At 62.1% G+C, this 26,060-nt stretch carries 22 protein-coding genes; 14 read left to right on the forward strand and 8 right to left on the reverse strand.

What is annotated here, in order from left to right; genetic code table 11:
* Nucleotides 1–63 precede the first annotated feature (63 nt).
* Complete coding sequence (locus DQG19_RS05020) at nt 64–414, reverse strand: hypothetical protein (protein ID WP_157974325.1); 351 nt, start codon at nt 412–414, stop codon at nt 64–66.
* Between the two features lie 49 nt (nt 415–463).
* On the opposite strand from DQG19_RS05020, the gene DQG19_RS05025 reads away from it, so the two are divergent.
* Nucleotides 464–670, forward strand: a complete 207-nt coding sequence (locus DQG19_RS05025) for a hypothetical protein (protein ID WP_157974326.1) — start codon at nt 464–466, stop codon at nt 668–670.
* A gap of 95 nt (nt 671–765) precedes the next feature.
* Here the strand turns inward: DQG19_RS05025 and mnmE are convergent, their stop codons facing one another.
* The 6 genes from mnmE to DQG19_RS05055 all read right to left on the reverse strand — a co-directional run bounded on the left by mnmE (nt 766) and on the right by DQG19_RS05055 (nt 6,532).
* Nucleotides 766–2,166: a tRNA uridine-5-carboxymethylaminomethyl(34) synthesis GTPase MnmE gene (gene mnmE, locus DQG19_RS05030; RefSeq protein ID WP_116125093.1), complete on the reverse strand. Its 1,401-nt coding sequence runs from the start codon at nt 2,164–2,166 to the stop codon at nt 766–768.
* Complete coding sequence (locus tag DQG19_RS05035; RefSeq protein WP_198661652.1) at nt 2,163–3,332, reverse strand: sensor histidine kinase; 1,170 nt, start codon at nt 3,330–3,332, stop codon at nt 2,163–2,165. The genes mnmE and DQG19_RS05035 overlap by 4 nt, the downstream gene beginning before the upstream one ends.
* A 103-nt stretch (nt 3,333–3,435) precedes the next feature.
* On the reverse strand, nt 3,436–4,176 hold the full coding sequence (gene rnc, locus DQG19_RS05040; RefSeq protein WP_232826440.1) for a ribonuclease III: 741 nt from the start codon (nt 4,174–4,176) through the stop codon (nt 3,436–3,438).
* A gap of 57 nt (nt 4,177–4,233) precedes the next feature.
* Nucleotides 4,234–5,499: a beta-ketoacyl-ACP synthase II gene (fabF, locus tag DQG19_RS05045; protein WP_116125094.1), complete on the reverse strand. Its 1,266-nt coding sequence runs from the start codon at nt 5,497–5,499 to the stop codon at nt 4,234–4,236.
* Between the two features lie 92 nt (nt 5,500–5,591).
* Nucleotides 5,592–5,831 (reverse strand): acyl carrier protein, encoded by a 240-nt coding sequence (locus tag DQG19_RS05050; protein WP_116125095.1) that lies wholly within the window; start codon nt 5,829–5,831, stop codon nt 5,592–5,594.
* A gap of 143 nt (nt 5,832–5,974) precedes the next feature.
* Entirely contained in the window at nt 5,975–6,532 is a 558-nt protein-coding gene (locus DQG19_RS05055; protein ID WP_116125096.1) for a hypothetical protein, read from the reverse strand.
* A gap of 192 nt (nt 6,533–6,724) precedes the next feature.
* Between DQG19_RS05055 and porV the strand changes: the two genes are divergently transcribed.
* Both porV and DQG19_RS05065 read left to right on the forward strand, forming a co-directional pair.
* Complete coding sequence (gene porV, locus DQG19_RS05060) at nt 6,725–7,930, forward strand: type IX secretion system outer membrane channel protein PorV (RefSeq protein WP_157974327.1); 1,206 nt, start codon at nt 6,725–6,727, stop codon at nt 7,928–7,930.
* Between the two features lie 240 nt (nt 7,931–8,170).
* Complete coding sequence (locus DQG19_RS05065) at nt 8,171–9,205, forward strand: DUF1015 family protein (protein ID WP_116125097.1); 1,035 nt, start codon at nt 8,171–8,173, stop codon at nt 9,203–9,205.
* A gap of 246 nt (nt 9,206–9,451) precedes the next feature.
* On the opposite strand, the gene DQG19_RS05070 is transcribed toward DQG19_RS05065, so the two are convergent.
* Complete coding sequence (locus DQG19_RS05070) at nt 9,452–10,771, reverse strand: ABC transporter permease (RefSeq protein WP_116125098.1); 1,320 nt, start codon at nt 10,769–10,771, stop codon at nt 9,452–9,454.
* A gap of 132 nt (nt 10,772–10,903) precedes the next feature.
* Here DQG19_RS05070 and tyrS point away from each other — a divergent pair, with 132 nt between their 5' ends.
* The 11 genes from tyrS (at nt 10,904) to DQG19_RS05115 (ending at nt 26,026) form a co-directional block, all read left to right on the forward strand.
* Nucleotides 10,904–12,229 carry a tyrosine--tRNA ligase gene (gene tyrS, locus DQG19_RS05075; protein ID WP_116125099.1) on the forward strand — a complete coding sequence of 442 codons (1,326 nt, stop codon included), beginning with the start codon at nt 10,904–10,906 and terminating at the stop codon, nt 12,227–12,229.
* A 351-nt stretch (nt 12,230–12,580) separates the two neighbouring features.
* A complete protein-coding gene (locus DQG19_RS05080; protein ID WP_116125100.1) occupies nt 12,581–15,397 on the forward strand; it encodes a putative Ig domain-containing protein in 2,817 nt (938 codons plus the stop codon).
* A 353-nt stretch (nt 15,398–15,750) separates the two neighbouring features.
* Nucleotides 15,751–18,708, forward strand: coding sequence for a PKD domain-containing protein (locus DQG19_RS05085; RefSeq protein WP_116125101.1), 2,958 nt, complete (start codon nt 15,751–15,753; stop codon nt 18,706–18,708).
* Between the two features lie 80 nt (nt 18,709–18,788).
* Nucleotides 18,789–19,370, forward strand: coding sequence for an SIS domain-containing protein (locus DQG19_RS05090; protein WP_116125102.1), 582 nt, complete (start codon nt 18,789–18,791; stop codon nt 19,368–19,370).
* The gene (locus tag DQG19_RS05095) at nt 19,367–19,945 is read left to right on the forward strand and encodes a Maf family protein (RefSeq protein ID WP_116125103.1); all 579 of its coding nucleotides are present in this window, start codon (nt 19,367–19,369) and stop codon (nt 19,943–19,945) included. Before DQG19_RS05090 ends, DQG19_RS05095 begins: the two co-directional genes overlap by 4 nt.
* 106 nt (nt 19,946–20,051) lie before the next feature.
* Nucleotides 20,052–22,205 carry a SurA N-terminal domain-containing protein gene (locus tag DQG19_RS05100; RefSeq protein ID WP_116125104.1) on the forward strand — a complete coding sequence of 718 codons (2,154 nt, stop codon included), beginning with the start codon at nt 20,052–20,054 and terminating at the stop codon, nt 22,203–22,205.
* Nucleotides 22,206–22,265: 60 nt separating this feature from the next.
* Nucleotides 22,266–22,442 carry a hypothetical protein gene (locus tag DQG19_RS20775; protein WP_157974328.1) on the forward strand — a complete coding sequence of 59 codons (177 nt, stop codon included), beginning with the start codon at nt 22,266–22,268 and terminating at the stop codon, nt 22,440–22,442.
* A gap of 20 nt (nt 22,443–22,462) precedes the next feature.
* On the forward strand, nt 22,463–22,978 hold the full coding sequence (lptC, locus tag DQG19_RS05105; RefSeq protein ID WP_157974329.1) for an LPS export ABC transporter periplasmic protein LptC: 516 nt from the start codon (nt 22,463–22,465) through the stop codon (nt 22,976–22,978).
* 35 nt (nt 22,979–23,013) lie between these two features.
* A complete protein-coding gene (locus tag DQG19_RS05110; protein WP_116125106.1) occupies nt 23,014–23,775 on the forward strand; it encodes a LytR/AlgR family response regulator transcription factor in 762 nt (253 codons plus the stop codon).
* Between the two features lie 111 nt (nt 23,776–23,886).
* Nucleotides 23,887–24,036, forward strand: a complete 150-nt coding sequence (locus tag DQG19_RS20780) for a hypothetical protein (protein ID WP_157974330.1) — start codon at nt 23,887–23,889, stop codon at nt 24,034–24,036.
* Nucleotides 24,037–24,055: 19 nt separating this feature from the next.
* A complete protein-coding gene (locus tag DQG19_RS05115; RefSeq protein WP_116125107.1) occupies nt 24,056–26,026 on the forward strand; it encodes a histidine kinase in 1,971 nt (656 codons plus the stop codon).
* Nucleotides 26,027–26,060: the final 34 nt, after the last annotated feature.

Genomic DNA, 26,060 nt, shown 5'->3' on the forward strand with positions numbered 1-26,060 from the left:
AGGTTTGACGTTTTGAGTGTATATCAGGCCCACCCGCTCAGGTGGGCTTTTTTTTGGCAGCCCTCAGTCGAGCCCCAGCCAATTTGCGAGCTTTTCCCGGACTTCACGCTCCTCTACCGGCTGCAGGCGCCCCAGCGCGGCGGGTTGCAGGGCGGCTTTGTTGATGGACTGAATGGCGTCGACGGCCGCATACATGCGGTGGGGAAGACGGGTCACTCCCCCCGGCGTTGGAACCAGCGGTACCCGAAAGGGGTCGCGGTCGGCGTGGGGGCCGGCGTCGATAACGGGAAGAAAAGATAGGTTCTTGACCTCGTGCCGGTGGTTCAGCGCCGTACTGGACAGGCAGACCACGTAGTGGAAGGGAAGGGTAAAGTCGGCGCGCAGGGCGTAAACGTGGAAACGGTCAAAGGTCAAGCTGGTAGGCGGCATGTGCGGCGTAGAACGCCTGGAATGCATCACAAAGTTGCAGGCTTTCGTCCCGGTTGCGCCGGAATTCCTCCTGCTGTCGCTGCGCGGCGGTGTGGGATTTCGCTACGGGGGCCCGATGCCCCTCGGCGGGCTGCTCTTCGCCCTGCGCGGGATCGGGAGCGCCAGCGCTCAGTCTTTCAAAATTACCTGTATTCAATTTGCAACCTTTATTCAAGAAGTTAACCGACGGACGCTGAAGTAGTTGACCGTGGTTTCGAAACGCTACTAAGGTAGAAAAATTATTCGATCGCATCACCACCCGAGAAATCGGATTGGGTCCCGGGTGGGGGCGGGTACTTATTTGCCGATGCAGAAATTGGAAAAAATATTCCCCAGCAGGTCGTCGGTAGTGATCTCGCCGGTGATCTCACCGAGGTCGCGGAGGGATTGGCGGATGTCCATGGCCACGAAGTCCTGGCTCAGGCCGGTGGCCAGCCCCTCCCCTACCCGCTGCAGGGCGGCATCGGCGCGGCGCAGGGCGTCGTAGTGGCGGGCATTGCTGAGGATGACCTCCTGCGCGTCTATGCCTCCCTTACCGTCGGTGACTACACCGAGAAGGGTGTCACGCAGGTACTGCAGGTTACTGCGCTCGCTGGCGATCATGGGAATGAAGCGCTCCTGGGGTACCGACCACTGGCCGGCGTAGTCCTCGCCGAAGTAGTGGCTGTACTTGGTGTAGGGGTTCAGGTCCATCTTGTTAGCCACTACCACGAGTTCGAGGTCCTCGCGGTAGAGGCGGTCGAGGTCGGCGGCGAGCGTTGCCGGGCCGGTCTCCACTACGTCAAAAACGTAGACGAGCAGGTGCCCCACCGCGACCTGTTGGAGGGTTCGCTCCACCCCCATCGCCTCGATGGTGTCCGTCGCGTCGCGAATACCGGCGGTATCGACGAGCCGAAACTGGATACCCCCGATGTTGACGGCGGCCTCGATGGTATCGCGGGTCGTGCCCGGGATGTTGGAGACGATGGCGCGGTCCTCGTTGAGCAGCGCATTCAGCAGGGTGGATTTACCGGCGTTGGGGCGGCCGGCGATCACCGTAGACACCCCCTCCTTGATGGCGTTGCCGAGGCGGAAGGAAGTGGTGAGCGCGTCAATGCGAGTCCGGATGGCGGCGACCAGTTCGGCCAGTTCGGTGCGGTCGGCAAACTCCACGTCCTCCTCGCCGAAGTCAAGTTCCAGCTCGATCAGGCTGGCGAAGTCGATCAGGCGTTTGCGCAGGTCGTCGATTTCGTGGCTGACGCCGCCCCGCAACTGCCCCAGCGCTACGCGGTGTGCGGCGGCCGAGCGGGAGGCGATCAGGTCGGCCACGGCCTCGGCCTGGCTCAGATCGAGCTTGCCGTTGAGAAAAGCCCGCTGGCTGAATTCTCCGGGCCCGGCGGGCCTTGCACCCGCGTCCCCGCACAATTGGAGGATGCGCTGCAGGATATAGGGGCTGCCGTGGCAGCTGATCTCGACGGCGTCTTCCCCCGTATAGGAGGCCGGCGCCCGGTAGCAGGTCACAACCACCTCGTCGATCGGTGCCCCCTCGGGGTCGAGCAGTTCCCCGAAGTAGGCCCGCCGGGGCTTCGCCGTGAGCAAGTTGCGGGACGGGAAAAAGGGGTCGACCAGGGTCAGGCTGTCCGGCCCGCTGAGTCGGACGATGCCAATGGCTCCCTCCCCGGGCGGCGTGGCGACGGCGATGATGGTATCCTGCTTCATGACGTAGGTTGGGGGGCGCGCGGCAGTACGATGCGGAAGGTGGTGCCCCGGCCCGGCTCGGACGACAGGACGGAAATCCGGCCCTGGTGGTATTCCTCGATAATGCGCTTGACGAGGCTGAGCCCGAGTCCCCACCCGCGTTTCTTAGTCGTAAATCCGGGATTGAAGACGCGGCGCACGTTGCGGGCGGAGATACCCTTGCCGGTATCGGTAATGTCGATGATCACCTTCCCGTCCTTTTCCCGCACGCGGCTGCTGATACTCCCCTGTCCGTCCATGGCATCGAGGGCGTTCCGCAGGAGGTTCTCGATCACCCAGTCGAATAGTAGAGAATTGATGGCTACCGGCAGGTTACCGTCGGCGGCCGACGGGAAGTCAAAGGTGACGCGGCGGGGGGCCCGCTTTTCCATATAGGCGCGGCAATAGTCGAGCTCGGCGTAGATGTTGACGGGTGTCAGCTCGGGCGTGGCGCCGATCTTACTGAAGCGGTTGGCTACCATTTCCAGGCGGAGTACGTCCTTCTGCAGTTCGCCGGATACCTCCATCAGGTCGCTGTCGTCGCTGTACATCAGGTTGAGGTGCTCCACCCAGCCCATGATGGCACTGATGGGGGTACCGAGTTGGTGGGCGGTTTCCTTGGCCATGCCGACCCACACGCGGTTCTGCTCGGCGCGGCGGGCCTGGTTGATGCCGAAGACACCGATCACGACGAAGGTGCCGATGAGGGCCAGCTGAATGTAGGGGAAGAGCCGCAGCTTTTGAATCAGGGTACTGGTACCGAAGTACATAAGGCCGCCGTAGGGCATCTCCACGGGAGGCTTACCGTTGGCCTTTAGGTTATCCAGTTGCTCGAGGATGTAGGTGGTGTCACTTTCCCGGCCGCCCCAGTTGATGGCCTCCACGTATCCCCCGCTTTGCAGGGCCCAGATGGCGGGGATAGTGGTGTTGTTCTCGATAATGGCCTGCTGGGTCGACACGTCCTCGGCGACGTCGCTGCCGTCGAAGTTGTTGATGTCGCGCATGGAAGCCTCGTAAAAGCGAACGTAGTTTTCCTCGATAACCGACAATTGGTTGGCCAGGCGGTTGGTGTACCACACGGAAGCCACCACGATCACTCCCCCGACGAGGGCGAGGTAGACGGGCCAGCGGGAGGTAGGGAGGTTCATAGTCGGGTCGTGGAGGCAGGGTGAACGGGTCAATCACCAGAGGTACGCCGGTACGCGCCAAAGACGGAATCCGGCCCCGGCATATTGTGCGGGCGGGTCCTGGCTACACCCCCGAACTGATGCCCAGGTCCTTGAGGGCCCGCCGGCTCGCCTGTTGCTCGGCGCTCTTCTTGTTGAAGTCCTCGCCGACGGCCATGCGGCGACCGTTGATGGTCACGGCCACGCGGAAGCGGTCGCGCTTGTCCTGCTTGAACCGCTTGAGGATTTCGTAGTCCACCTTCTGTCCGTTTTTCTGACAATGTTCGAGCAGCTGGCTCTTGTAGTTGTCGTCGTAGGTTTCGAGGGTTTCGATGTCGACGTAGTCGCGCAGCATCCGCTGCACCACGAAGTGGGTAGTGCCCACGTACCCCCGCTCGACATAGACGGCCCCTACCAGCGCTTCCACGGCGTTGCCGAGCATGGACCGGGCGATGCGGGTGTTGTTGTAGGTACTGAGGATCTCGTCGAGTCCCATATCGTACCCGATGGCGTTCAGGCTCTTGCGCTTGACGATCTTGGACCGCATCTTGGTAAGGAAGCCTTCGTCGGCCGTAGGATACTTCTTGTAGAGGTACTCGGCGACGATGGTGCCGAGCACCGCGTCGCCCAGAAACTCCAGCCGCTCGTTGTTCTGCCCGCCGTAGGGTTGCTTGCGGTTGCCATCGTTGCTGCTCTTGTGGGCGAAGGCAAGCTTGAACACGTTGAGATAGGCCGGGGTAAAGCCCAGCAAACGGCGCAGTCGGCGCGTCAGTTCTTTCTCTTCGGAGAAATACCGGTTGTAAATCCTTCGTACGGTCTTTATCACAAGATGAGGCAAGAGATATACTAGCTTAAAGCGCGAAGTGCTGCCTGTATAACGCAGCTATTCGGAAAATCGCTTAAAGATAGTAGCAGAGTTGTGACCGCCAAACCCGAAGGTGTTGCTCAGGGCCACCTCGACGGGCCGTTCCACGGCGTGGTTGAAGGTGAGGTCGAGCTCGGGATCAATGTTGGGATCGTCGGTAACGTGGTTGATGGTCGGCGGCACGAAGCTGTGCTGGATAGCCAGTACGCAGGCGATCGACTCGATGGCCGAGGCGGCCCCGAGCAGGTGTCCGGTCATGGACTTGGTCGAGCTGATGTTGAGGTCGTAGACGGCATCGCCGAAGGCCAGCTTGATGGCGTTCAGCTCGGCGGTATCACCCAGCGGGGTGGAGGTACCGTGGGTGTTGATGTAGTCTACGTCCTCGGCGCGCAGGCCGGCGTCCTTGAGGGCGTTCTCCATGGCCAGTTTGGCGCCGATACCCTCGGGGTGGGGTGCCGAGATGTGGTAGGCGTCGGAGCTGGCGGCGTAGCCGGCTACTTCGGCGAGGATGGTAGCCCCGCGGGCCTGAGCGTGCTCGAGGCTCTCGAGGACGAGCGCGCCCGCGCCTTCCCCGAGAACGAATCCGTCGCGGTCCGCGTCGTAGGGACGGGAGGCGGTCGCCGGGTCGTCGTTGCGGGTGCTGAGGGCCTTCATGGAGTTGAAGCCACCAATGGCAACCTTGGTGATCACGGCTTCGGAACCGCCGGTGACCATCACGTCGGCGCGGCCGAGGCGGATGTCGTCGGCCGCGGCGGCCAGGGCGTGCCCCCCGGAGGCGCAGGCGCTTACGGTAGCGTAGCTGGGGCCGCGCAGGTTGTAGCGCATACTAATGTGACCGGCGCCCATGTTGGCGATCATCCGGGGGATCATGAAGGGGTTATAGCGGGGGGTACCGTTGCCGGCGTCGTGGATCTCGATCTGTTCCTCGAGGGAGCGCAGGCCACCGATGCCGCTGGCCCAGATGCAGCCGGCCCGGTCGGCATCGACGGCAGCGGTGGTGTTGCCTTCCGCATCGAGGAGGCCGGCCATCTCCAGGGCTTCGCTGGCGGTGTAGAGCGCCATGAGGGTATAGCGGTCCTGCCGGCGGGCCTCGCGTTTGTCCACGCGGGTGGAGGGGTCCCAGTCCTTGACCTCGCAGGCAAACTGCGTTTTAAAGGGTTCGGCGTCGAACTGGGTGATGGGGCCGGCGCCGCTGGCGCCGGTACGGAGACCTTCGAGGTACTCGGGGACGGAATTGCCAATGGCGGTCAGGGCGCCAATGCCGGTGATGACTACTCGCTTCATGGTATAGCTGTGGCTGATAGGGCTAAAATAAAAACCGCCGCCCGCTACCTGGAGGGGTAATCGGGCGGCGGCGGGAAAACGGCGGCGGAGCGTTACTTCTCCACGCTGCTTTCTAGGTAGGTCACGGCCTGGCCGACGGTCTGGATGTTTTCCGCCTGCTCGTCCGGGATGCTGATGTCAAATTCTTTTTCGAACTCCATGATGAGTTCGACGGTGTCGAGGGAGTCGGCGCCCAGATCGTTCTGGAAGCTGGCATCCTTCGTGACTTCAGATTCGTCAACGCCGAGCTTGTCAACGATGATCTGCTTTACTTTTTCTTCAATACTTGCCATAGTGGGAGGTGGCTTTTGTGATTTAATGCGGCCGCAAAGAAAGCCCGAAAGGTTTACTTACGCAAGTTCTGCGACATTCTCGCCCGGCCGGCCGGCAAGGTAACACTTCACGGCGCAACCGCAAGGATTTACCACCACTCCCCTTACCAGCGCAGCCCCAGGGAAAGTACGAGCCGCCCCGGTTTCTCCCCGCTGCCGTCCGGAAAGTGCGTGGTGAAGGCCCGCAGGTAATCGACGCCCAGGGATACGAAATCCAGGTATAGCCGTACGCCCGCCCGCCCGTTCCAGTGCAGGTCGGGGTCGGTACTCAGGTTGGTATCGTCGCCCAGCACCAGCCCCGGGGCAATGGCCACGTGCGGTACCAGGTTGATGTCGAAGTCCGGCGTAAGCAGGCGATACGCCACGCCTAGCGGCACGTAAAGCCGGTGGTAGGCCAGCCCGTCACCCGCAGGGCCGTCGTAGCTGCCCGCCCGGTACAGCACCCCGGCAAGCGGGGCCCACTGCCCGGAGCCGAACAGGAGATCGACACCCCCCACCCAGTCGGAACTTTCGTACACCTCTACCGCATCGACCGGCGATACGAAAGTGAGCCGTTCCGTGCCGGTGAGCAGGCCGCCGTAGGGGTTATACTCAATCTGAGCCGGGAGGGCGGAACCGCTGAGGACGGTTACGACGTATAGAATTAGGCGGAAGGGGGACATACGTGGGGGGTTACGGTGAGCGATACTCGCTGGAGTAACCGTAATTTGCCCTGCGGTTTCACCCCGGCCCGGGGAAATCTAAGCCGCCCGTCCAAAATAAGGCCACGTCCGGCCGCGTTTGGGTGGTCTTACCTCCGCGCGGCGGCCGGCCCCCGGTCTGCCCGCTACTTACGTCGGAACTTCAATCAATTTATGAAACAACTACTGTCTACCCTTCTCTGCCTGGCCTTCGTTTGCGCTACCGGCCCGTCCGCGTACGCCCAGATCGGGGCCTGTGTCCAGGGCCCCAACGGCGCCATGCAACCCGGCACCGGCGGCCCCTGCGTCAATACGGTTGTTTCCGCAGTGCCTTTTCTGCGTATTGCCCCCGACGCCCGCGGTGCCGCTATGGGCGACGCCGGCGTCGCCCTCAGCCCCGACGCCAACGCCATGCACTACAACGCCAGCCGCCTGGCCTTCTCCGAGGAGGACCTGGCCCTCAGCGCTACCTACACCCCCTGGCTGCAGGCCCTGGGCCTCAACGACGTTTACCTGGCCTACGTCAGCGGTTTTAAGAAGCTGGACGAGAACCAGGCCCTGGGCGTAAGCCTTCGGTACTTCAGCCTGGGCGACATCCAGTATACCGACGAGAATAACACCTCGCTGGGTACCGGCAAGCCCAACGAATTCGAGATCGCCGCCTCCTACGCCCGCCGCCTTACCCCGAACCTGGGCCTGTCCATCACCGGCAAGTACATCAACTCCAACCTGGCCTCCGGCCAGCAGGTACAGGGCCAGATCATCGAGGCCGGCCAGGCCGTTGCCGCCGACATCGGGGTCAACTACCGCAGCGAGCCCATCGGCCCCAGTGGCAACATCCTGTCGATCGGCGGCGCCATCACCAACGTCGGTAATAAGATCGCCTACACCCTGGATACCATCCGCGACTTCCTGCCCGCCAACCTGGCCGTGGGTGCCGCCTACACCTTCAACCTCGACCAGTACAACCAGATCACCATTACCGCGGAGACCAACAAGCTCCTCGTCCCTACCCCCTGCAACGGTACCGCCAACTGCCCCCGCACCCAGTCCCAGATCGACGATCTTTCCCCGATTTCGGGTATCCTGACCAGCTTCAGCGACGCACCGGACGGCTTCGACGAGGAACTGCGCGAGTTTACCTTCAGCGTGGGGGCGGAGTACTGGTACGCCCAGCAGTTCGCCGTGCGGGCCGGGTACTTCCACGAAGACCAGACCAAGGGCGGTCGACGCTACCTCACCACCGGACTTGGCCTGAAGTACAATATCTTCGGCATCAACCTTAGCTACCTGGTGCCCACCAGCAACCAGCGCAACCCCCTCGACAACACCCTGCGCTTCAGCCTGCTGTTCGATTTTGGTGCCGACGTGCAGCCCTAACGATTCGGTATAATTCCCACCCATGGGGGATAAAAACAGAATCATGGGGTTGTAAAAGCGAAATTTCTGCTATTTCGCAATATATTTGAACCACTGCACGTATATTGCAGCAGACTCACAGCGGCTTCCCGCCGCTTCCGAAGAATTTTTATAACTGGGGTTTAGTTCAGGAAAGGTGTGGCACTTGTGCCGCGCCTTTCTCTTTTTCGGCGGCCAGCACTTAATTTTCCGGCCTACCTCATGCCCTACCTGCTGCCCTTCCCCCGCTTTTTTCACCCTGCCCCCGGCATCACGGAAGCATTGCCCGTCACCCGCCACGGCATCCGGAACCTGTCCCCCTTCCCCTTTACGGGCACCGATGGCCCCGTCTTCGCCTCGCTGACCATCCGGAACGGAGATACCGGTCGCACCGCGCGCGGACTCTGCGGCCTCCTGCCCGCCCGCTGTTTCACCAACGGAAGTGTCCTGCCCCACGAACGTACTCTCACTTCCCGCCTGGAGCGGCAACAGCGGTTGGTAGCCAGTGACCGCGGTGCCCTGGGCAAGCCGGTCCTCCTTACGGTCCCTACGCTGCCGCAGGCCGCCCCGGCGGATGAACCGGATGCGGAGCAGGTCATCTTTTACGGCGACAATCACCTCTACCGCCTACGCAGCAGCCCGGGTCATGGTACCGACCCGCTGGATTTGCCCGGTCCGCTCGTGATCGCCGACGGTCACCACCGGGCGGAGACGCACGCCCTCCTCGCCGCCGGCGGCAACGCCGAATGCGCGTTCATCCCCGTAGTCGTCGTCGGTGCCGACGAACTGACCATCGGGACCTTCCTGCGGCTGATCGACCCCGGCGACCGCCCCTTTGCCGACCTGCTGGCGAGTCTCGCCGATCATTTTACGGTCCGCCCCCTTCCCCGAGCGCTGCCCCCCACCGGCCCCCACCACTGGCTGCTGAGCTACCGCGACCAGTACTTCGCCCTCCACCGACCCGAAACCCGTAGTATGGATACCGACTCCGGCTGGATCAACCAGCACATACTACCCGCCGTCTTCGGCATCACCGACACACGCACCGACTCCCGCATCACCTCCGTCGACCCGCCCCCCCTGGCCGATAGCGAGGTATTCTTTGACCCCACCGATGACGACAAAATCAAACTGCTAGGCTTCCCCCTGGCCCGCGATCGTTTCTTTTCGGAGGTCGCGGAAGGACGTACCCTGCCCCCGAAGAGCACGCGCTTCGAGCCGCGGGTGCCTAGTGGATTGCTGGTTTGGATCCCTTGATTGGTACGTTGGTGCGTTGCTCCTCGCTGCGCTCGGGTGTGTATAGCTGGATCACGCACGCCCGGTCTTTGTACCTGCCGCCCGTCGCGGGAGAGCAGTATCCGGTACACCGTTGGCTTGTGTACGCAATGCATACATGCAAAGTCGCGTAATCAGCGACCAGGAACCCCACACACCCGAGCGTAGCGAGGGACATATCGCAGGGGCAATAACGCACCAATTCAGTAATGCACCAACCCACCAACCCTACTTAAACCGAATAGCCTTGACCGGATCGATCTTGGTCACCAGGTAAGAAGGCAGCACGAGGAACAGCAGGGTCACCAGGAAGGTACCCACGTTGAGGCCCAGGATAGTCAGCCATTCCAGTTTGATGGGGGCAACGGCCAGGTAGTAGCTTTCCTCGTCGAGCTGCACGATGCCGTAGGTTTTCTGGAGCCAGGCGAGGCCGAGCCCGAGCACGTTGCCAAGAAGCAGGCCGACCACCACGATGAAGCCGGCGTAATACAGAAAGATTTGCCGAATACTCCAGTTGTCCTGTCCGAGGGCCTTCAGCGTACCGATCATGTTGGTGCGCTCGAGGATCAGGATAAGCAGGGCCGTCATCATGTTGATGATCGCTACCAGGACCACCAGGATCAGGATGATGATCCCGTTGTAGTCCTGAATGTCCAGCCAGTTGAAGAGCTCGCGGAGCTTGTTGCGGATGCTGTCGGCGTAGAGGTTCTGCGGCAGCACGTCGTAGTGGATGTAGTCGGAAAAGGCATCGAGGTCATCGATGTCGTCGAGTACCACCTCGAAGCCGCCCACCTGGTCGTCCTGCCAGTTGAGGAGCCGGCGCAGTTGCTTTATATCGACAATGGCAAACTTGCTGTCGTACTCCTCAAGCCCCGTTTTATAGATCCCGCGTACGGAGAAGGCACGGGTCTTTTCCTCCCGCAGGCCGCTGAAGTACACGAAGTCGACGCGGTCCCCCACCCCGATACGGAGCCGCTTGGCGGTACTGTTGGAGATGAGGATACCGCGCGAGGTCGTATCCGGTACGATCTGCAATTCCTCCCCCTCGATCACGTACTGACCGAAATCTTCCCAAGCGAAGTCCTCGGCGATCCCCTTCAGGATCAACGGCTCGGTATCGGCCAGCCGCTCCCCTTCCTGAAAGGAGGAGATGATGCCCGGCAGAAGAATAAATTGCTGGATGTGACGCACGCCGCCCGTAGTGTGGAGCAGTTCCCCGTCGGAGGACAGCGGATCGCCGAAATTGCGGTACTCGATGGGGCCGAGGTCCTCCAGGCCGGGATAAAACTCCTGGTCGGTGCTCACGGGAAATTCCGAGGTGAGCATGATGTCGGTGGCCGCTTGCTCCTCCGTGATGTGAATATGGCCCCAGAAGCCGAAGATCTTCACCGATATTTCCGACTTGAACCCCGAGATCAGGGCGCTGGCCAGTACCATGACCGCCATGGAAATAGCCACGGCGGCTACGGCGATACCGATGATGGTCCGGCTGATCGATCGGCTGCCGCCCTTGGCGACGCCCCGGGCGAGAAAAAGGGGGAGATTCATTGCGGCGCTAAAGATAATGCGCTTTGCGCAGGCCCCGGAACCGGTGGGGCGAACCGGCCGGTGCATGCACGGCACCCGCGCACCGACGCCACCCTATATTTGCGGCCACTCACCAGGTAAAATCAACTATATATGGACTTCATCGCCGAACTCGAATGGCGGGGCATGCTACACCAACTGACCCCCGGCATCCAGGAACACCTCAGCGAAGGTCCCCGGCGGGCCTATATCGGCTTCGACCCTACGGCTCCCTCGCTGACGATCGGCAACTACGTGCAGGTGATGCTGCTGCTGCACTGGATGCGCGCCGGCCACGAAGCGGTCGTGCTCTTCGGCGGGGCCACCGGCCGCATCGGCGACCCCAGTTTCAAGGAGCAGGAACGCGACCTGAAGACCTACGAAGAACTCGACGGCAACCTGGCCCACCAGAAGCGGCAAATGGAGGGACTGCTGCAGCGCGGCGCGGACGCGGGTGCGGCGGATGGTTTGCGGGGCGGAGTTACCGTGGTTAACAACCTCGACTTCTACAGGGAAATGAACGTCCTGGACTTTTTACGCGACGTGGGCAAGACCCTTACGGTCAGCTACATGATGAGCAAGGACAGCGTAAAGAACCGCCTGGAAACCGGCATGTCCTTCACCGAATTCAGCTACCAGCTGCTGCAGGGCTACGATTTTCAGAAGCTCTACGCCGAGCGCGACGTCACCGTGCAGATGGGCGGCTCCGACCAGTGGGGCAACATTACCAGCGGCACCGAATTCGTGCGCCGCAACCTCGAGGGAAAGGCGTACGCCGTCACCACTCCCCTGCTGACCAAGGCCGACGGCAGCAAGTTTGGCAAGAGCGCCGAGGGCAATATCTGGCTCGACCCCGACCTTACCAGCCCCTACGATTTCTACCAGTTCTGGCTCCGCGCCGACGATGCCGACCTGGCCAAGTACCTCAAGTATTTCTCCCTGCGCGATAAGGAAGACATCCTGGCCGACTGCGCCGTCGTCGAGGCACACCTCGGAGGCGAGGACCGCTACCGGGAAGTGACGGATATCCGTACCGCCCTCGCCGCCGAGCTGACGGAGCGCATTCACGGGGCCGAAGGCCTGAACACGGCCCTGCGGGTGACCCACCTGCTGTGGGGGCGCGGCGCCACGCCGGAGGACCTGCGCGGGCTCGACACGAAGGCCTTCACCGCCCTGAGCGGCAACATCCCGACCTTTGAACTACCGGCAGGATTACTGCCCCTGCCCCTGCTCGACCTGCTGGCCGACCACAGTGAGGTGACCAGCAGCAAAAGCGAGGCCCGCCGCGCCGTACAGGGTAACGCCATCGCGGTCAACAAGGAAAAGGTCGCCGACCCCGACGCCACCATCACCGCCGCCGACCTGTTGCACGGCCGCTATATCCTGGTAGAAAACGGCAAGAAGAAGCGGTACCTGTTCTCGGTGACGCAACCCGCCTAGGTACCCACCCACGGGCTGCAGCGCGGCGGGAAACGCGGGGCGGGGGACCGCTTCCCCGCTTTTCTTGAGAAAACTTCGCGGGAGAATTTACTACGTCGCGATGGATACGCCGGCGCTATTTCACCGTTGGCGAACAATACTTTATGCCGAATAAACAGGGACCATTATAATTATAATCGCTATAACCTGATTTATTATGCAATATATTTTTCATAGCGATGATCTTCGTCCAAGCGACGGCCCCGCCGGGGGGAACCGTTAAATTTTAACGTTTGGCAATAATCTTGCCAAACCAATCGAACAATGTAGCTTTGCGGGGTAAGCGACTAGACCCCCCAACCTGAAAGTCATATGTTTTGGACTATTACGTCTAGTTCCCCGGGGCGGGCCTGGCTGTCCGTGCCCCTCATGTTCGTCTTACTGTTTTGCGGGTTCGCGGCGCCCGTCACCGCCGCGCCCCGTGCCGCCAGCGGAGCGATCGTCCGAATTGAGAACATGACAAAGGTGCCTGGCACCAATCGCGGCTTTCCCGCCGACGACTGGTTTGCTTTCCACCGCAGCGACCGCAGCCTCAACTCCAAGGGGCAGATTGTTAAATTCACCGAATCCCAGCGAATGCGGATTCACAACGACGGGACGGGTACCCTGGTGATTACGAAGCTGACCACCACCGGCACCGAAAACTTCACCATTACCGGCGTCAGTATCGGTTCCGGCGGCCTGTCGGTGGCGGCCAAGTCTTACGTTGACGTTACCGTGAATTTCGTGACCACCGGTGTTACGGCCCGCACCCTCCACACGGAGAAGCTGGTATTGACCAGCAACGCGGACAATGCAAACTCGGTCAACGTCACGTTCCGTGGGGGCTTCATGCGCGGCCTGGAAGGAGGTAGCGAAATCAACGCCCAGCAGATACTCGAAACGTTCGGGTTCGGGACGATGATGGGCCTCGATGCCAACGGCAACGTGCAGACGCGCCCCAGCTCCGACTACCCCTCCGACAGCCGGGTCAATTCGGGCCGCGAAGGTGACCTTGTGCTCTCCAAACTGTTCGTACAGGCAGACCCTACCAAGGACATGCAAATTTTCCAGCTGGCGGCGTTCCACTCCCCCGGCGGCGTTAGAGTTGCACTACGCAGCGACGACCTGGCCCGGATCCCGGCCGGGGCAACGTTCAGCCACGACAGGCTATGGCACCAGACTATCCTGCCGCGCCTGGACGGCAACGTCAGTAAACTCGCGGGAGTAAGCGCCCCGAAGCTCGGCGAACCCGTTCAGATCATCGTTGGCGGATATTCGACCAAGGGCGGTGGCTACCTCGGGGGCGTCAGCCCCGACCTGCTCGGAGTACGGACCTACCGCGCCATCGACAATCGGGGGCGAAATATTCCGAATGAGTACATCATACTGATGGACTACATCAACACGGGCTGCGGAGCCGGATCCAGCAACTGCGACTGGAACGACAACGTGCTCTATATCACCAACGTACGGCCCCTGGCCGTTCCTACTTCCAAGCCGATTGGCGATATTTCGGTCGCGGATAATGTCACCAAGGTCTACCCGGTCGATGCTTTTTTTGACCGGGGGTATGCAGGTAATAAGCTTACCTACTCGGCCCGTCTGGCCGGTGGCGCTAACCTGCCGTCCTGGATTTCTATCGACGCCGCTACCGGAAGCCTCCGCATCGTTGCCCCCGACGCCGCCGCCGGGCGTTCGTACACCATCGCGGTGACGGCTACCGACTACAACAACCTGAAGACCACCTCAAGCTTTACGCTGACCGTCGAAAGTTCCGACGCAACCGATCCGACGGACCCGGAGCCGGAGCCCGAGCCCGAGCCCGAGCCCGAGCCGGAACCCACCGATCCTCCTTCTCCCACCGGACAGGACTTCTGGCTGGAGGCCGAATGCGCCCGCGTAGGCACGAACTGGCTCGAGGAAACGGATGCCGCCGCTTCCGGCGGTAGCTACGTCGTCGTGGAGGGAATTAACGCACTGCGCAATCCCCCTGCCGCCGATGCCGAGAACCTGGTACGCTTCGTCCTGAGTAACAGCAAGGCCGGGGAGTACCGCCTCTTTGCCCGTATCCGCGCGGCCGACGCCGGCGACGACTCCTTCTGGGTGCGCGTCAACAACGGTGCCTGGTACCGGTGGTACACCGGTATCGAGCGGGGTACCAGCTTTTTCTGGAATGAGCTGCCGGGTACCCTGCTGCCCCTGAAGGACGGCACCAATACGGTCGACTTCGCCTTTCGCGAAGACGGAGCGGAACTCGACAAGATCCTCGTCACCGGTCAGAACACCGTACCCACCGGAACCGGGGTAGCCGCCACCAACTGCGAAGCGGTCGGCAGCGGAACTACCGATTTCTGGCTCGAAGCCGAATGCGGCAGCGCGGGCGGCCAATGGGAAACGTTCGGAGCTTCCGACGCCTCGAACGACCAGTACGTGACGTTCACCGGCGACCGGCAAACGAAGGAACCCCTGGTGAACGACCCCGTCCAGCAAGTCACCTACCAGGTGGAGATCAGCGAGCGTGGTAACTACCACCTTTTCCTGCGCCTCGATGCTCCCGATCCCGCCAGCAACTCGGTGTGGGTACGCATCGACGACGGCAACTGGGCCCGGATGTGGGTCGACCTGAACGGCCGGCAGTTCCTCACGAATGCTTTTGAGTGGTTCAAGGTCAACAACGACGGTGTAGATCTCTCCTTCGCGCTCTCGGCCGGCAGCCACCTCATCCGGATCGCGAACCGCGAACCCGGTACGGCCATCGACAAGCTGTACCTGTCGCTGAACCGTACCCTCCCCGGCGGGGAAGGTGCCGCGGCCACCAACTGCAGCGGCAGCACGGCGCGGGCCCTGACGGCAGCCGCGCGGCCGGCATCCTCGGCGGTCACCCCGGTAACGGCGACCACGCTCTCGCTGTATCCCAACCCGACGCAGGGGGACCTCTCGTTCCTCCTCAATAGTGAATACAGCGGTACGGTACGCGTCCGGGTCTTCGACTTGGCCGGCCGTGCGGTTCGGCAGCTGTTGCTCGAGAAGAGCGTTGGAAGCTGGAACACCCAGGTAGACGTCCGCGAGTTGGCTCCCGGCACCTACCGCCTGGAAGTGATCGAAGGCGACAGTCGCATCGTGCGCCCGTTTGTCAAGCTCAGGTAGCTTCCGGACTATCCTTTCGCCACCGAACGGGGCCGCGTCTACGACGCGGCCCCGTTCTTTGTTGGGGAGCTACCGGCCGGTGCCAAACCATTAACACATCTGAGAATGTCATGGAACTGTCAAGTTAAAATTCACCGCAGTGAATCTAAAACACGTTTGGTGTAGCTGAAACCCCTGTATATACAGCAATGCGCGGTGATCGGGGGATGCGGAGTCGCAATATCTGCCGCGGCGGATGTGGCCGGGTGATCCGGTGCGCGGAGGATTCGTGCCCTTGGCATCGGGTTTTGTACCTACCTAGCTACTATCTTTGGGGCGCTTTCACTACTGGAATAACAAAAAGGATTATAAGGATGGCATTAGTTGATTCACTGCGGACCCCCCGGGTTCGCCCTACCCGCTTTGGCGGAAACCTTCTTACCCTGCTCATTCTTCTTGCCGTAATACTCACGAGTTCTTCTACGCTCACCGCTTTCGGAAAGACCAAGTACGGAATCGCCGCGCTGACGGTTTCCGCGGAACGCCAACACGTGTACGTGATCAACGGCTCCTTCGACCGGGCCGACCTCACCTTCTCCGCGACCCTGACCAACGGCAAAGCGCTTCCCAAATGGATCACCGTCGACGCCAAGACCGGCGCCTTCACCATCAACGCCCCTTCAAACGCCCGGGGCAGCTTTCTGCAGATCAAGGTGACGGGAAAAGATCCGAAAGGAAAGGAAGATTCCGCCGAGTTTTCGCTGGCGGTCGATGACGTTAGCCTGGGATGTACCGTCGATGCCAACAACGACGGCCTGGCCCGGGTCCTGGACTGCGGCAAGAAGAAAACCAAGCTCCGTGGCTACGTTTCCACTAAGAACTACCGGTGGAGCGGACCCTACGGATTCACCTCAGACAAGAAAGAACCCTCGGTCACCGTACCGGGCGTGTACATTCTGTCCACCAAGGATTGCGCTCGGCAGCGGATCATCGAGGTACTTGCGAACGACGGCGGATGCAAAACAGTAGACAACAACAAGCTGCCCATTGCCCGCATCGACGCCGAAAGCTTCACCGGCACGGCCCCCTTTGCCGTTGACTTTGACGCCCTGTTTTCCGAGGATCCCGATGGTAAGATCATCGACTACGTCTGGACCTGGGATGACGTGACCGCGACCGGCCCGACGCCTTCGGTCACGTTTTCGGAAGGCAGCCACAAGATAATGCTTACGGTAACCGACAATACCGGAGCCAAATCCTCCGACTTCGTGACCATCGAGGTCAACGCCTCCGACTACGTTCGCTACGACGAGTACTGGCTGGAAGCCGAATGCGCCGAAGTCGGCAGCATGTGGCAAACGAACCCTTCGGTCACGGCCAGCGGCGACGGCTACGTGGTTTCCCGGCACAGCTCGATCGGTTCGGCCCCGGGCGAGGGTGGAGATGGCTATATCCGATTCACGCTTAATAACGTTACCCAGGGAGAGTACAACCTCTTCGGACGCATCGACGCACGCGACGGACAGACGGATTCCTACTGGGTCCGCGTAAACAACCAGAAGTGGGTGGCCTGGACGGGTAACATCAACCGCAACAGCGGCTTCAACTGGAGCGAGTTCACGCAGGCGCCCCCCTACCTCCGCGAGGGAACCAATACCATTGATATCGCCCTGCGGGAATCGGGCACGCGGCTCGACAAGATCTACCTGACCCAGGGCAAAACCGTCCCGTCCGGAAATGGAGAGCCGGCTACTAACTGCTACGCTCCCGCCAACCTGCCCCCCGTAGCCCTGGCCCTGGCCTCCCCGATGTCGGGTTTCGCTCCCCTGGACGTGACCTTCGACGGAAGCCAGTCCTCCGACCCCGACGGTGACATCACCAATTTCCAGTGGAAATGGGACGGCGGCGGTGCCACGGGATCGAAAGGGCGCACCACCCTGTCCGCAGGGACCTACAACGTTACCCTGACCGTCATGGACGACGACGGCGCCAGCCACTCCAGCGAAGTCACCATTGAAGTGGAGGACCGGGCTGCCGCAAGCGGCGACGCGCTCTGGCTCGAGGCCGAATGCGCCACCGTCGGCAGCAACTGGGTGACCAAACGTTCCAGCGCCGCCTCCGGGGGTTCGTACGTGGTCGCGCTCGGCCGCAACGCGCACAACAAGGCCCCCGCTGACGTACCGGCGAACCGGATCGGCTGGACGTTCAACGTGACCGAAAACGGCAATTACAACCTCTTCGCGCGGGTGGATGCCCCGACGGCCTCCGACGACTCCTACTGGTTCCGGATCAACGGCGGCTCCTGGCAGAAGTGGAGCGAGGGAATCTCTACGGGCTCCGGCTTTACGTGGAACAAGTTCAAGAAATCCCTCAGCCTGAAAAAGGGCAATAACCTGCTGGAATTCGCCTACCGTGAAGACGGTACTATGCTCGACAAGCTGTACCTGACCACCACCAAAGTCACCCCTAAAGGCAAGGGCGGCACCGCCATCAACTGCGGCGCCAGCAACGTGCCCCAGAGCGATTACCTGGAGGCGGAGTGCGCCACGGCCGGCGCCTCCTGGCACGAGGGCCGCTCGTCCTCAGCGTCCAACGGTGCCTACCTCGAGCCCACCGGCACGGCGTCCATGACGCCACCGAGCTCGGGCAGCGAAATCATTCATTTCCAATACACCGCCGGGACCGCCGGCGACTACTACCTGTACCTGCGCATGTATGCTCCCGATGCCGGCAGTAACTCCTTCTGGGTGAAGATCGACAACGGCAAGTGGATCGAATTCTGGTCCGACGAAAACGGCAGGAACATCATTACCAGCGGGTTCGAATGGGAAAAGGTCAACGACGATGGAGAAGTCGTTCTGGTATCCCTGAAGGCCGGCCGGCACGATATCTACATCGGCAACCGGGAAACCGGGACGCTGCTCGACAAGGTCCTGCTCTCCCAGTCCCCCATTGCCCCCACCGGCAAGGGCCCCTCGGTCGGCAGCTGTTCCCCCCAGTCCTCGACGTTCACCATGAACGGTGCCTCCACGCTGAAATCTTCCACGACGGAGGAGGAGACCCCGTCGGAGGTGGACATGGCCGAGGGCGTGACCCTCTTTCCCAACCCGGTCGTCACGACCCTGAACCTGTCGCTGAACGACGCATACAGCGGGCAGGTGGATATCACCATCCTCGACGTGGCCGGCCGCGAACTGCAGCGACTGACCTTCGACAAGGCCGGCGAGCAGCTGAGTGCCGACTTCAACGTCGGTGACCTGCCCAGTGGCCTCTACCGCCTCCGCATCATCGAGGGCGACGAGCATAAGGTGCAAACCTTTGTCAAGCAGTAGGGCTACGCCCACCGTGTCGTAGCTTTGTAGTCCGTAGGGCCAGGTAGTCACCTGGCCCTACGGCATTTTAATCCCTGCCTATGCCCCGCGCACGTATCGAAGCGGCGATTGCCGTCAAGCAAGCCATCCTCCGCGACGCGGACCTGCTGGACCGGCTCGACCGGGCGACCGCAGCCTGCATCGCCACCTTCCGTGCGGGGGGCAAGGTTCTCTTCTGCGGCAACGGCGGCTCGGCGGCCGACGCCCAGCACCTGGCGGCCGAACTGAGCGGACGCTTCTACCTGGACCGCCCGCCCCTCTTCGCCGAAGCCATGCACGTCAACACCAGCTTCCTCACCGCCGTCGCCAACGACTACGGCTACGATCACGCCTTTTCACGGCTGACCACGGCCATGGCCCGCCCAGGAGACGTAGTATTCCTCCTCAGCACCAGCGGCAACAGCCGCAACGTACTCGCCGCCGCCGTGGCCGGCAAACGCGCCGGTTGCACCCTGGTCGCCTTCACCGGGGCCGGCGGGGGCGAACTGGGCCCGCTGGTCGACGTGCTCATCAACATCCCAAGCCACGACACGCCCCGCATCCAGGAGGGCCACCTCCTGCTCGGCCATATCCTCTGCGAGGACGTGGAGCGCGAACTCTTCGGAACCCCACTGCCCTCATGAATTTTCGTCCCGACCTCTCCCTGATCCTGGCCAGCAAATCGCCGCGCCGCAGTCAGCTGCTCACGCAGGCCGGTATCCCCTTCACCCTGCGGACCGCCGAAGTGGAGGAAGTGTATCCGCCCGAAACCCCGGCCAGCGACGTAGCCCCCTACCTGGCTCGGCTGAAGGCGGAAGGATCGCTGCACCTGCTCGCCGCAGCCCACGAAGTGCTGCTTACCGCCGACAGCGTGGTGATCCTCGACGGGGAAATCTTCGGCAAACCCCGCGACCGGGACCACGCCCTGGAAATGCTGGGGCGGCTCTCGGGCCGCGAGCACACCGTGGTCACGGGGTGCTGCCTGCGCAGCCGGGAAAAAGAAGTGGTCTTCAGCGGCGCGGCGCAGGTGCAGATGCATACCCTGACCGCCGAGGAAACCGGCACCTACGTGGATACCTGCGCGCCCTACGACAAAGCCGGTTCGTACGCCATCCAGGAATGGATCGGCCTGGCCAAGATCCGCCGGATCGTAGGCACCTACCCGACCGTGATGGGCCTGCCGGTGGACCAGGTGTACCACCAGTTACTCACCTTTTGACGGGTGGTGACGTATGGCGTAAGGCGGCCGACCACTTTTGACCAGACAAATTATAGTATCTTCGCGGCCCCATCCGTACTAGGTGGGCTAAACGTACATCCGATTTATGGCACTGATTGGCAAGATTAGAAATAACCCCATCCTGGTCCTTCTCTTCATCGGCGGCGGCATCCTCCTGTTCGTGCTCTCCGACATCATGAACAGCGGCAACAGCGGTCCTATCGGCCCGGCCGAAGCCATGATGGCCCGCGTGGGCGAGGTGGAGATCGAGCGCAACGACTTCGAGCGTACCCTCTCCGTGGCCGGCACCAGCAACGATGCCTACCAGAGCCGCGACAACCTCTGGCGCTACTACCTCACGGAAAGCCTGGTAGCCAACGAGACTGACCGTCTCGGCCTCGAGGTATCCCGGCCGGAGCTCGAGGAGCTGACCTACGGCCCCCGGTACAGCCCCGTCATCCGCCAGACCTACGGCGACCCCCAGACCGGCCAGGTGAACGCGCAGCTGCTCAACAGCGTCCGAACCCGCATCCAGGAGAACAGCATCAACGACGCCATCGAGGCGGGCGAGCTGCCCCCCAACTTCGTGGATCTGTGGAAGTACCAGAACCGGCGCGTGAGCACCCAGCGCCTACAGGAAAAGCTGAGCGCCCTGGTCACCAAGGCCATGTACGCCCCCAGCTGGATGGCCCAGGACTACGCCGACGGCATGACCGGCAATCGCCGGGTCGCCATCGTCCGCGTCCCCTTTGACGAGCTCGACAACGATGCCGTCGAGGTATCGGACGCCGACCTGCAGAACTACATCGACGCCAACCGCAGCGCCTTCAATAACCTGGAGGAAACCCGCCAACTGGCTTACGTATCCTTTCCCGTCGACGCCACCGACGCCGACTCGGCTTCCGTGCGCAACCTTATGAACGACCTGGCCTCCGAATGGCGCAACACCCCGGTCCGTGACGACAGCCTGTTCGCCCTGACGGCTAACGGCTCCTACACGGGAACCTTCCTCACCGAGGATCAGCTGGCCCCCTCCATCGCCGACGTGGTGATGAATGAGGTGGAAGTCGGCGAGGTCTACGGCCCCTTCACGGAGGGAGCCATTATGGCCCTCGTCAAGCTGATCGACCGCCGCGAGATGGCCGACAGCGTTACGCTTCGCCGCATCGTCCGCAATGCAACCATTCCCAGCCAGTTCACCACCGCGAACCAGTTGATCGATAGCCTGCAGACCGTCCTGAACGCCGAGCCGGGCAAATTCGGGGAGCTGGCCACGGAGTTCAACCGCGACCCCCGCAGCATCGCCACCGATGGCATCCTGACCAACATTACGCCCGGCCAGCTGGAGCCGGCTGTCAACCGCCTTGCCTTCATCACGGGTGAGCCCGGCCGCTTCTACAAGGTGCGTACCGCCTCCGGGGTACAACTCGTAGAGATCGTCCGCCGCAGCGCCTCCACCACCGAGCGGGTCAAAGTAGCGTACGCCACCGAGCCCATGGTCCCGAGCAAGGAGACGGAGGACGCCGCCCGCGCCCGCGCCGAGGAATTCCTCACCGGCAAGCGCAGCCTGCAGGAAGTACGGGACGCCGCTCAGTCGGAAGGCCTAACGGTGGGTACCACCGCCCCCCTCGGTATCGGAACCTTCAACATTCCCGCACTGGGATCCGGACAGGACGTGCGCGACATGATCTGCTGGGCCTTCGGTGCCGACGTAGGTGACGTCAGCGGCTTCGTGTACACCTTCACCGACCCTAACTTCTTCTACGAAAACAAGTACGTGGTGGCAGCCGTCGACAACGTCCTCCCCGAGGGCGTCGCCCCCGTGGCCGCGGTTCGCGAAACCATCCTTCCCACCGTACGCAACCAGCGTAAGGGCGAACAGCTCGCCGAGACCATCCAGGGCATGGATCTGGCCGCCGTGGCCAGCCAGTACGACGTGCCCGTCGATACGCTGAACGCGGTAAACTTCACCCAGACCTCCCTCGGTCAGGGTATCGGTACCGAACCCAAGGTGATCGCCGCGGCCATGTCGACCGCGACCAACCAGGTGAGCCGCCCCATCGTGGGAGAGAACGGGGTGTACCTCGTCGTGCCCCTCTCCGACCTGCCTACGGGCTCCAGCGGCAGCCTCCCCATGGCGCGGCAGGCCATCAACTCCACCAGCCGCAACCGCGTACCGCAGCAGCTCCTGACGGGACTGCGGGCCCAGGTCGATATCGAAGACCAGCGCGTGAGCACCGAATGCAGCGGCGTCCGCTAAACCCCACTTCTCCCCTGACCGGTAAGGATGTGTACTTTTGCCGGCGAAAACTGATAAGAGATGTCTGAAATCAAGCATGCGGGTACGAAAGGATACTTGATCATGGGCGGAGTAATCGCCTTCCTCCTCTTCGTGATCCTCGTCGTCTACCTCTACAAGGCCAACCAGGCATTCGTGCCCCAGGACCCCGACCTGTACGGGCAGCTGCGCGCCGGCCTCAGCGCCCGATGGGCCTGATCCGGTACGCCATACCGTTTGTGCTGTTGCTTGTCGGCTGCATCAACGACCCCGCCGAAGTGGCGCGGTTGCAGGATGCCTTCGATGACGAGCTGGAGGTAGCCACGGGTGTCCAAATCCTGTGGAGCGACTCCGCCCGCGTGCGCCTCATCCTGGAGGCGCCGGTGATGTACAACTACCTGACCCCGGCCGATCCGCGGCAGGAATTTCCGGAGGGCCTCATCGCTTACTTTCTGGACGAGCTGCAGGATACAACCAGCACGCTGGTCGCGAACGACGGCGTCTACCGCCAGCGTAACCAGCTGATCACGGTCCGCGACAGCGTCGTATGGGAGTCGCGCGACCTGCAGCGCCTCGAGACCGAAGAACTCAACTGGGACGACAGCCGGCAGCTTATCTACACCAACAAGTTTGTCGTACTCACGCAGCCGGACTACATCATCACCGGCTATGGCCTGGAAAGCGACCCTGGCTTTACCAACGCCCGGGTCCTGCAGGTCGATGGGCGCATCCCCGTGAGCCGGCCCGGGAACTGAGAAAGCCGTAGCTTTGAAGACCACATCTCTCATGCATGCTACTCAGTGCCGTAATCATTGAAGACGAGCGAAAGGGCCTCGTCAACCTCACCCAGATGCTTAGCCTGCACTGCCCCGACGTACAGGTAGTCGGTGATGCCGACAGCGTTGCCTCCGGGGTTGAGCTCCTGCAACGCGACGACCTCAAGCCCGACGTCGCCTTCCTCGACATCAACCTCGGCGACGGGAAGGTCTTCCAGCTCCTGGAGCGTATCCAACCCGTCGACTTCGACATCATCTTCGTTACGGCCTACGATCGCTTCGCGATGAAGGCCTGCGCCTATTCCAGTATCGGCTATATCCTGAAACCCATTGACCCCGACCTCCTCGTCGAGGCGGTATCCCGCATCCGTCCGCGCAAGGAGGCCCGCACCGACGAGCGGCTGGAGGTCCTCCAACAATACCAGGAGCACCCCAATACCTTCACTAAGATGGGCTTCGGCGGGGTGGACGGCGTGGAATTCGCCGAGATGCGCGACATCATCCGCTTCGAGGCGGAAGACAACTACACCCACGTGCACCTGCGGGGCGGACAGCGCATAACCGTGGCCAAGACCATCAAGTACTACGAGGACCTACTCACCCCCTTTAATTTTTACCGGGTACACAAGCGGCACGTCATTAATATGAACTACATGAAAAAATTCGTGAAGGGGGAAGGGGGCTACCTGATCATGGACGACGACAAGCACATCGAGGTAAGCCGGCGCCGGCGGTCGGCATTTATGATGCAATTGCGCCTGCTGCAAGAATTATAGTTAACTGTTGCATAATCCTTACCTTGGAAGCGTTGGCTCAGTAGGCCTCCCTTCGCGAACGGGTGCTATGCCGTTCGTTCGCAACATAACCACACAAAAGACACACTTCCCATGGCGCAGAACGGGAAAAAAACCATTGAGGAACTCCGCAACGACCAGCAGGTAAAAGCCCTGGACCGCGATGCGATGGACCAGATCACCGGCGGCAAGCGCCGCGGCCACTGGTTCCGCCGCGTGTGCGGGGGCATCATGCCCCAGTAGCGTAGGTTACCCCCCTTAGATGTCACACCCGCAGGGAATCGCCCCCGGACCGGACGGCCCGGAACGTGCCCACCCCGAAGACGACCCCGGGGAGATCGAGCGTCTGCGCCACCTGCTCGATGAGTACGTCTACACCAATCCCCGGGAGGCGCGGCAGTTGTTGCAGCGACAGCGCCGCCTGCTTGACCGATTTTCCGCCGAGCTACCTACTCTCGAACACCGGACGGGGGAGGATTACCGCCTCAGCTACCACCTCCACCTGGCTAACCTGGAAAGCCAGGAGTACCGCCACGAGGCCGCTGCCGGTCCCTTCGCCGTAGCGCTCGAGAGTGCCGAGCAGCGGGGCGACATTGCCGACCGCCTGGAAGTATACCTGGCCTACACGGGTCACCTCAGCAATCTGGGTAAAATCGAGTCCGCGAGCGATTACCTGGATCGCGCGCTGCGCCTGCTCGATTCGTACCCCAGCGACCGAATGCGGGCCCACGCCGCCTGCCGGCACGGCTACCTGTACCTGCTCTTCTTCAGTTATCCCAAGGCCACCACCAAATTTCTCGAAGCTGAAAATCTTCTCGGCGGCGGCACCTTTGCCCTCACGCCCCAGGACCACTACATGTACTCCCTGGCGCAGTCCGGCATGGGTACGATCTACCAGAACAGCGGGGAGAGCGAGCGGGCGGTAGCGGCCTTCGAACGTGCCATCCGGAGATGCGAGACGATCGGCCTGCGGGCCCGCCTGCCCTGGCACCAGCTGAACCTCGGTAAGGAGCTCATCTCCGGAGGTGACTATACGGGTGCCGCCACCTACTTCGAGGCCGTTATCGACGGTGAGGCCAACGGTTCCTCCCGGGCCCTGGCGGCCGCCTACGCCAATATGGGCTTCTGCCTGTACCATCTCGGGGAGTACGACCGCACGGCTACCTACCTCGACCGGGCGGAGGAGCTGTACCGCGGGGAGGCCGAGCCCGACCACGTGGAGCTGGCCAGCATAGGATTCATGCGGGCTACCCAGCTGATGGACGCCGGCGACTGGCAAGCGGCCATCACCGAGCTCAACCGGGCCCTGCCGGTAGCGGAAGTCGACGATAGCACCAGCGATCCGCGCCTGCTGAGCATGGTGGCCGACGCCTACCTGTACCTGTCCGTCGCCCATGCGCGCCTCGAGGAATTCGCGGACGCCTACCACTACCACTGTACCTACGACCGCTACAACCGGCGCTTCCACCAGCAGGTGGATATCCTGCGGCAGGAGCAGTTCGCCGCCCAGTTCCGCGCGGAAGCGCGCGAACAGGAAAACCGCCAACTCAAGCTGCGCGCCAGCCAGCTTAAGCTCAAGGCGCTGCGGGCGCAGATGAACCCCCACTTTCTGTACAACGCCCTGAACAGCATCCAGTCGTTCATCTCCACGAACGACGCCGCTACCGCCAGCAAGCACCTGGCCAAGTTTGCCATGCTGATGCGCCAGAGCCTGGAATACGCCAACCGGGAGTACATCACCCTGGAGGAGGAACGGCAATTCCTTACCGATTACCTGGAGATCAATCGCCACCTCCGGTACGAGGGCACCCTTACCTACGGGATAAGCCTGCACCCCGACCTGGAAGAGGACATCACCGGCGTACCCACCATGATCCTGCAACCCTACGTGGAAAATGCCATCGAGCACGGGCTGCGCGGACAGGCGGAGGGGCACATCGAGGTTGTGTTCATGCCGGATGACGACGACCACCTGCTTGCCACCGTCACCGACAACGGAATCGGTCGGGTGCGCGTGGCCGAAATGCAGGCCCGTGATCCGGGCCGGGCGCACCACAAATCGCGGGGTACCCAAATTACCGAATCCAGGCTCCAACTGCTCTCCGACGCGGACCGCGAGTGGGTACGGATCGAAGACCTGTACGCGGCGGACGGGACGGCCGCCGGAACGCGGGTACGGGTACGGATACCGGTTTCCGAGATGCTCCCCCGCCGCGCCGACGGCGGCGTATAGGCCGGGTGTGGGGACCGCTGCTTACCTTACCGGT

This window comes from Lewinella sp. IMCC34183 (assembly GCF_003390915.1).
Classification (GTDB): domain Bacteria; phylum Bacteroidota; class Bacteroidia; order Chitinophagales; family Saprospiraceae; genus Neolewinella.

Coding starts and splice junctions, on each gene's coding strand:
- mnmE (WP_116125093.1), bottom strand. CDS start 2,166: ATGAAGCAGGATACCATCATCGCCGTCGCCACGCCGCCCGGGGAGGGA.
- DQG19_RS05035 (WP_198661652.1), bottom strand. CDS start 3,332: ATGAACCTCCCTACCTCCCGCTGGCCCGTCTACCTCGCCCTCGTCGGG.
- fabF (WP_116125094.1), bottom strand. CDS start 5,499: ATGAAGCGAGTAGTCATCACCGGCATTGGCGCCCTGACCGCCATTGGC.
- DQG19_RS05050 (WP_116125095.1), bottom strand. CDS start 5,831: ATGGCAAGTATTGAAGAAAAAGTAAAGCAGATCATCGTTGACAAGCTC.
- DQG19_RS05055 (WP_116125096.1), bottom strand. CDS start 6,532: ATGTCCCCCTTCCGCCTAATTCTATACGTCGTAACCGTCCTCAGCGGT.
- porV (WP_157974327.1), top strand. CDS start 6,725: ATGAAACAACTACTGTCTACCCTTCTCTGCCTGGCCTTCGTTTGCGCT.
- DQG19_RS05065 (WP_116125097.1), top strand. CDS start 8,171: ATGCCCTACCTGCTGCCCTTCCCCCGCTTTTTTCACCCTGCCCCCGGC.
- DQG19_RS05070 (WP_116125098.1), bottom strand. CDS start 10,771: ATGAATCTCCCCCTTTTTCTCGCCCGGGGCGTCGCCAAGGGCGGCAGC.
- tyrS (WP_116125099.1), top strand. CDS start 10,904: ATGGACTTCATCGCCGAACTCGAATGGCGGGGCATGCTACACCAACTG.
- DQG19_RS05080 (WP_116125100.1), top strand. CDS start 12,581: ATGTTTTGGACTATTACGTCTAGTTCCCCGGGGCGGGCCTGGCTGTCC.
- DQG19_RS05085 (WP_116125101.1), top strand. CDS start 15,751: ATGGCATTAGTTGATTCACTGCGGACCCCCCGGGTTCGCCCTACCCGC.
- DQG19_RS05090 (WP_116125102.1), top strand. CDS start 18,789: ATGCCCCGCGCACGTATCGAAGCGGCGATTGCCGTCAAGCAAGCCATC.
- DQG19_RS05095 (WP_116125103.1), top strand. CDS start 19,367: ATGAATTTTCGTCCCGACCTCTCCCTGATCCTGGCCAGCAAATCGCCG.
- DQG19_RS05100 (WP_116125104.1), top strand. CDS start 20,052: ATGGCACTGATTGGCAAGATTAGAAATAACCCCATCCTGGTCCTTCTC.
- DQG19_RS20775 (WP_157974328.1), top strand. CDS start 22,266: ATGTCTGAAATCAAGCATGCGGGTACGAAAGGATACTTGATCATGGGC.
- DQG19_RS05110 (WP_116125106.1), top strand. CDS start 23,014: ATGCTACTCAGTGCCGTAATCATTGAAGACGAGCGAAAGGGCCTCGTC.
- DQG19_RS20780 (WP_157974330.1), top strand. CDS start 23,887: ATGGCGCAGAACGGGAAAAAAACCATTGAGGAACTCCGCAACGACCAG.
- DQG19_RS05115 (WP_116125107.1), top strand. CDS start 24,056: ATGTCACACCCGCAGGGAATCGCCCCCGGACCGGACGGCCCGGAACGT.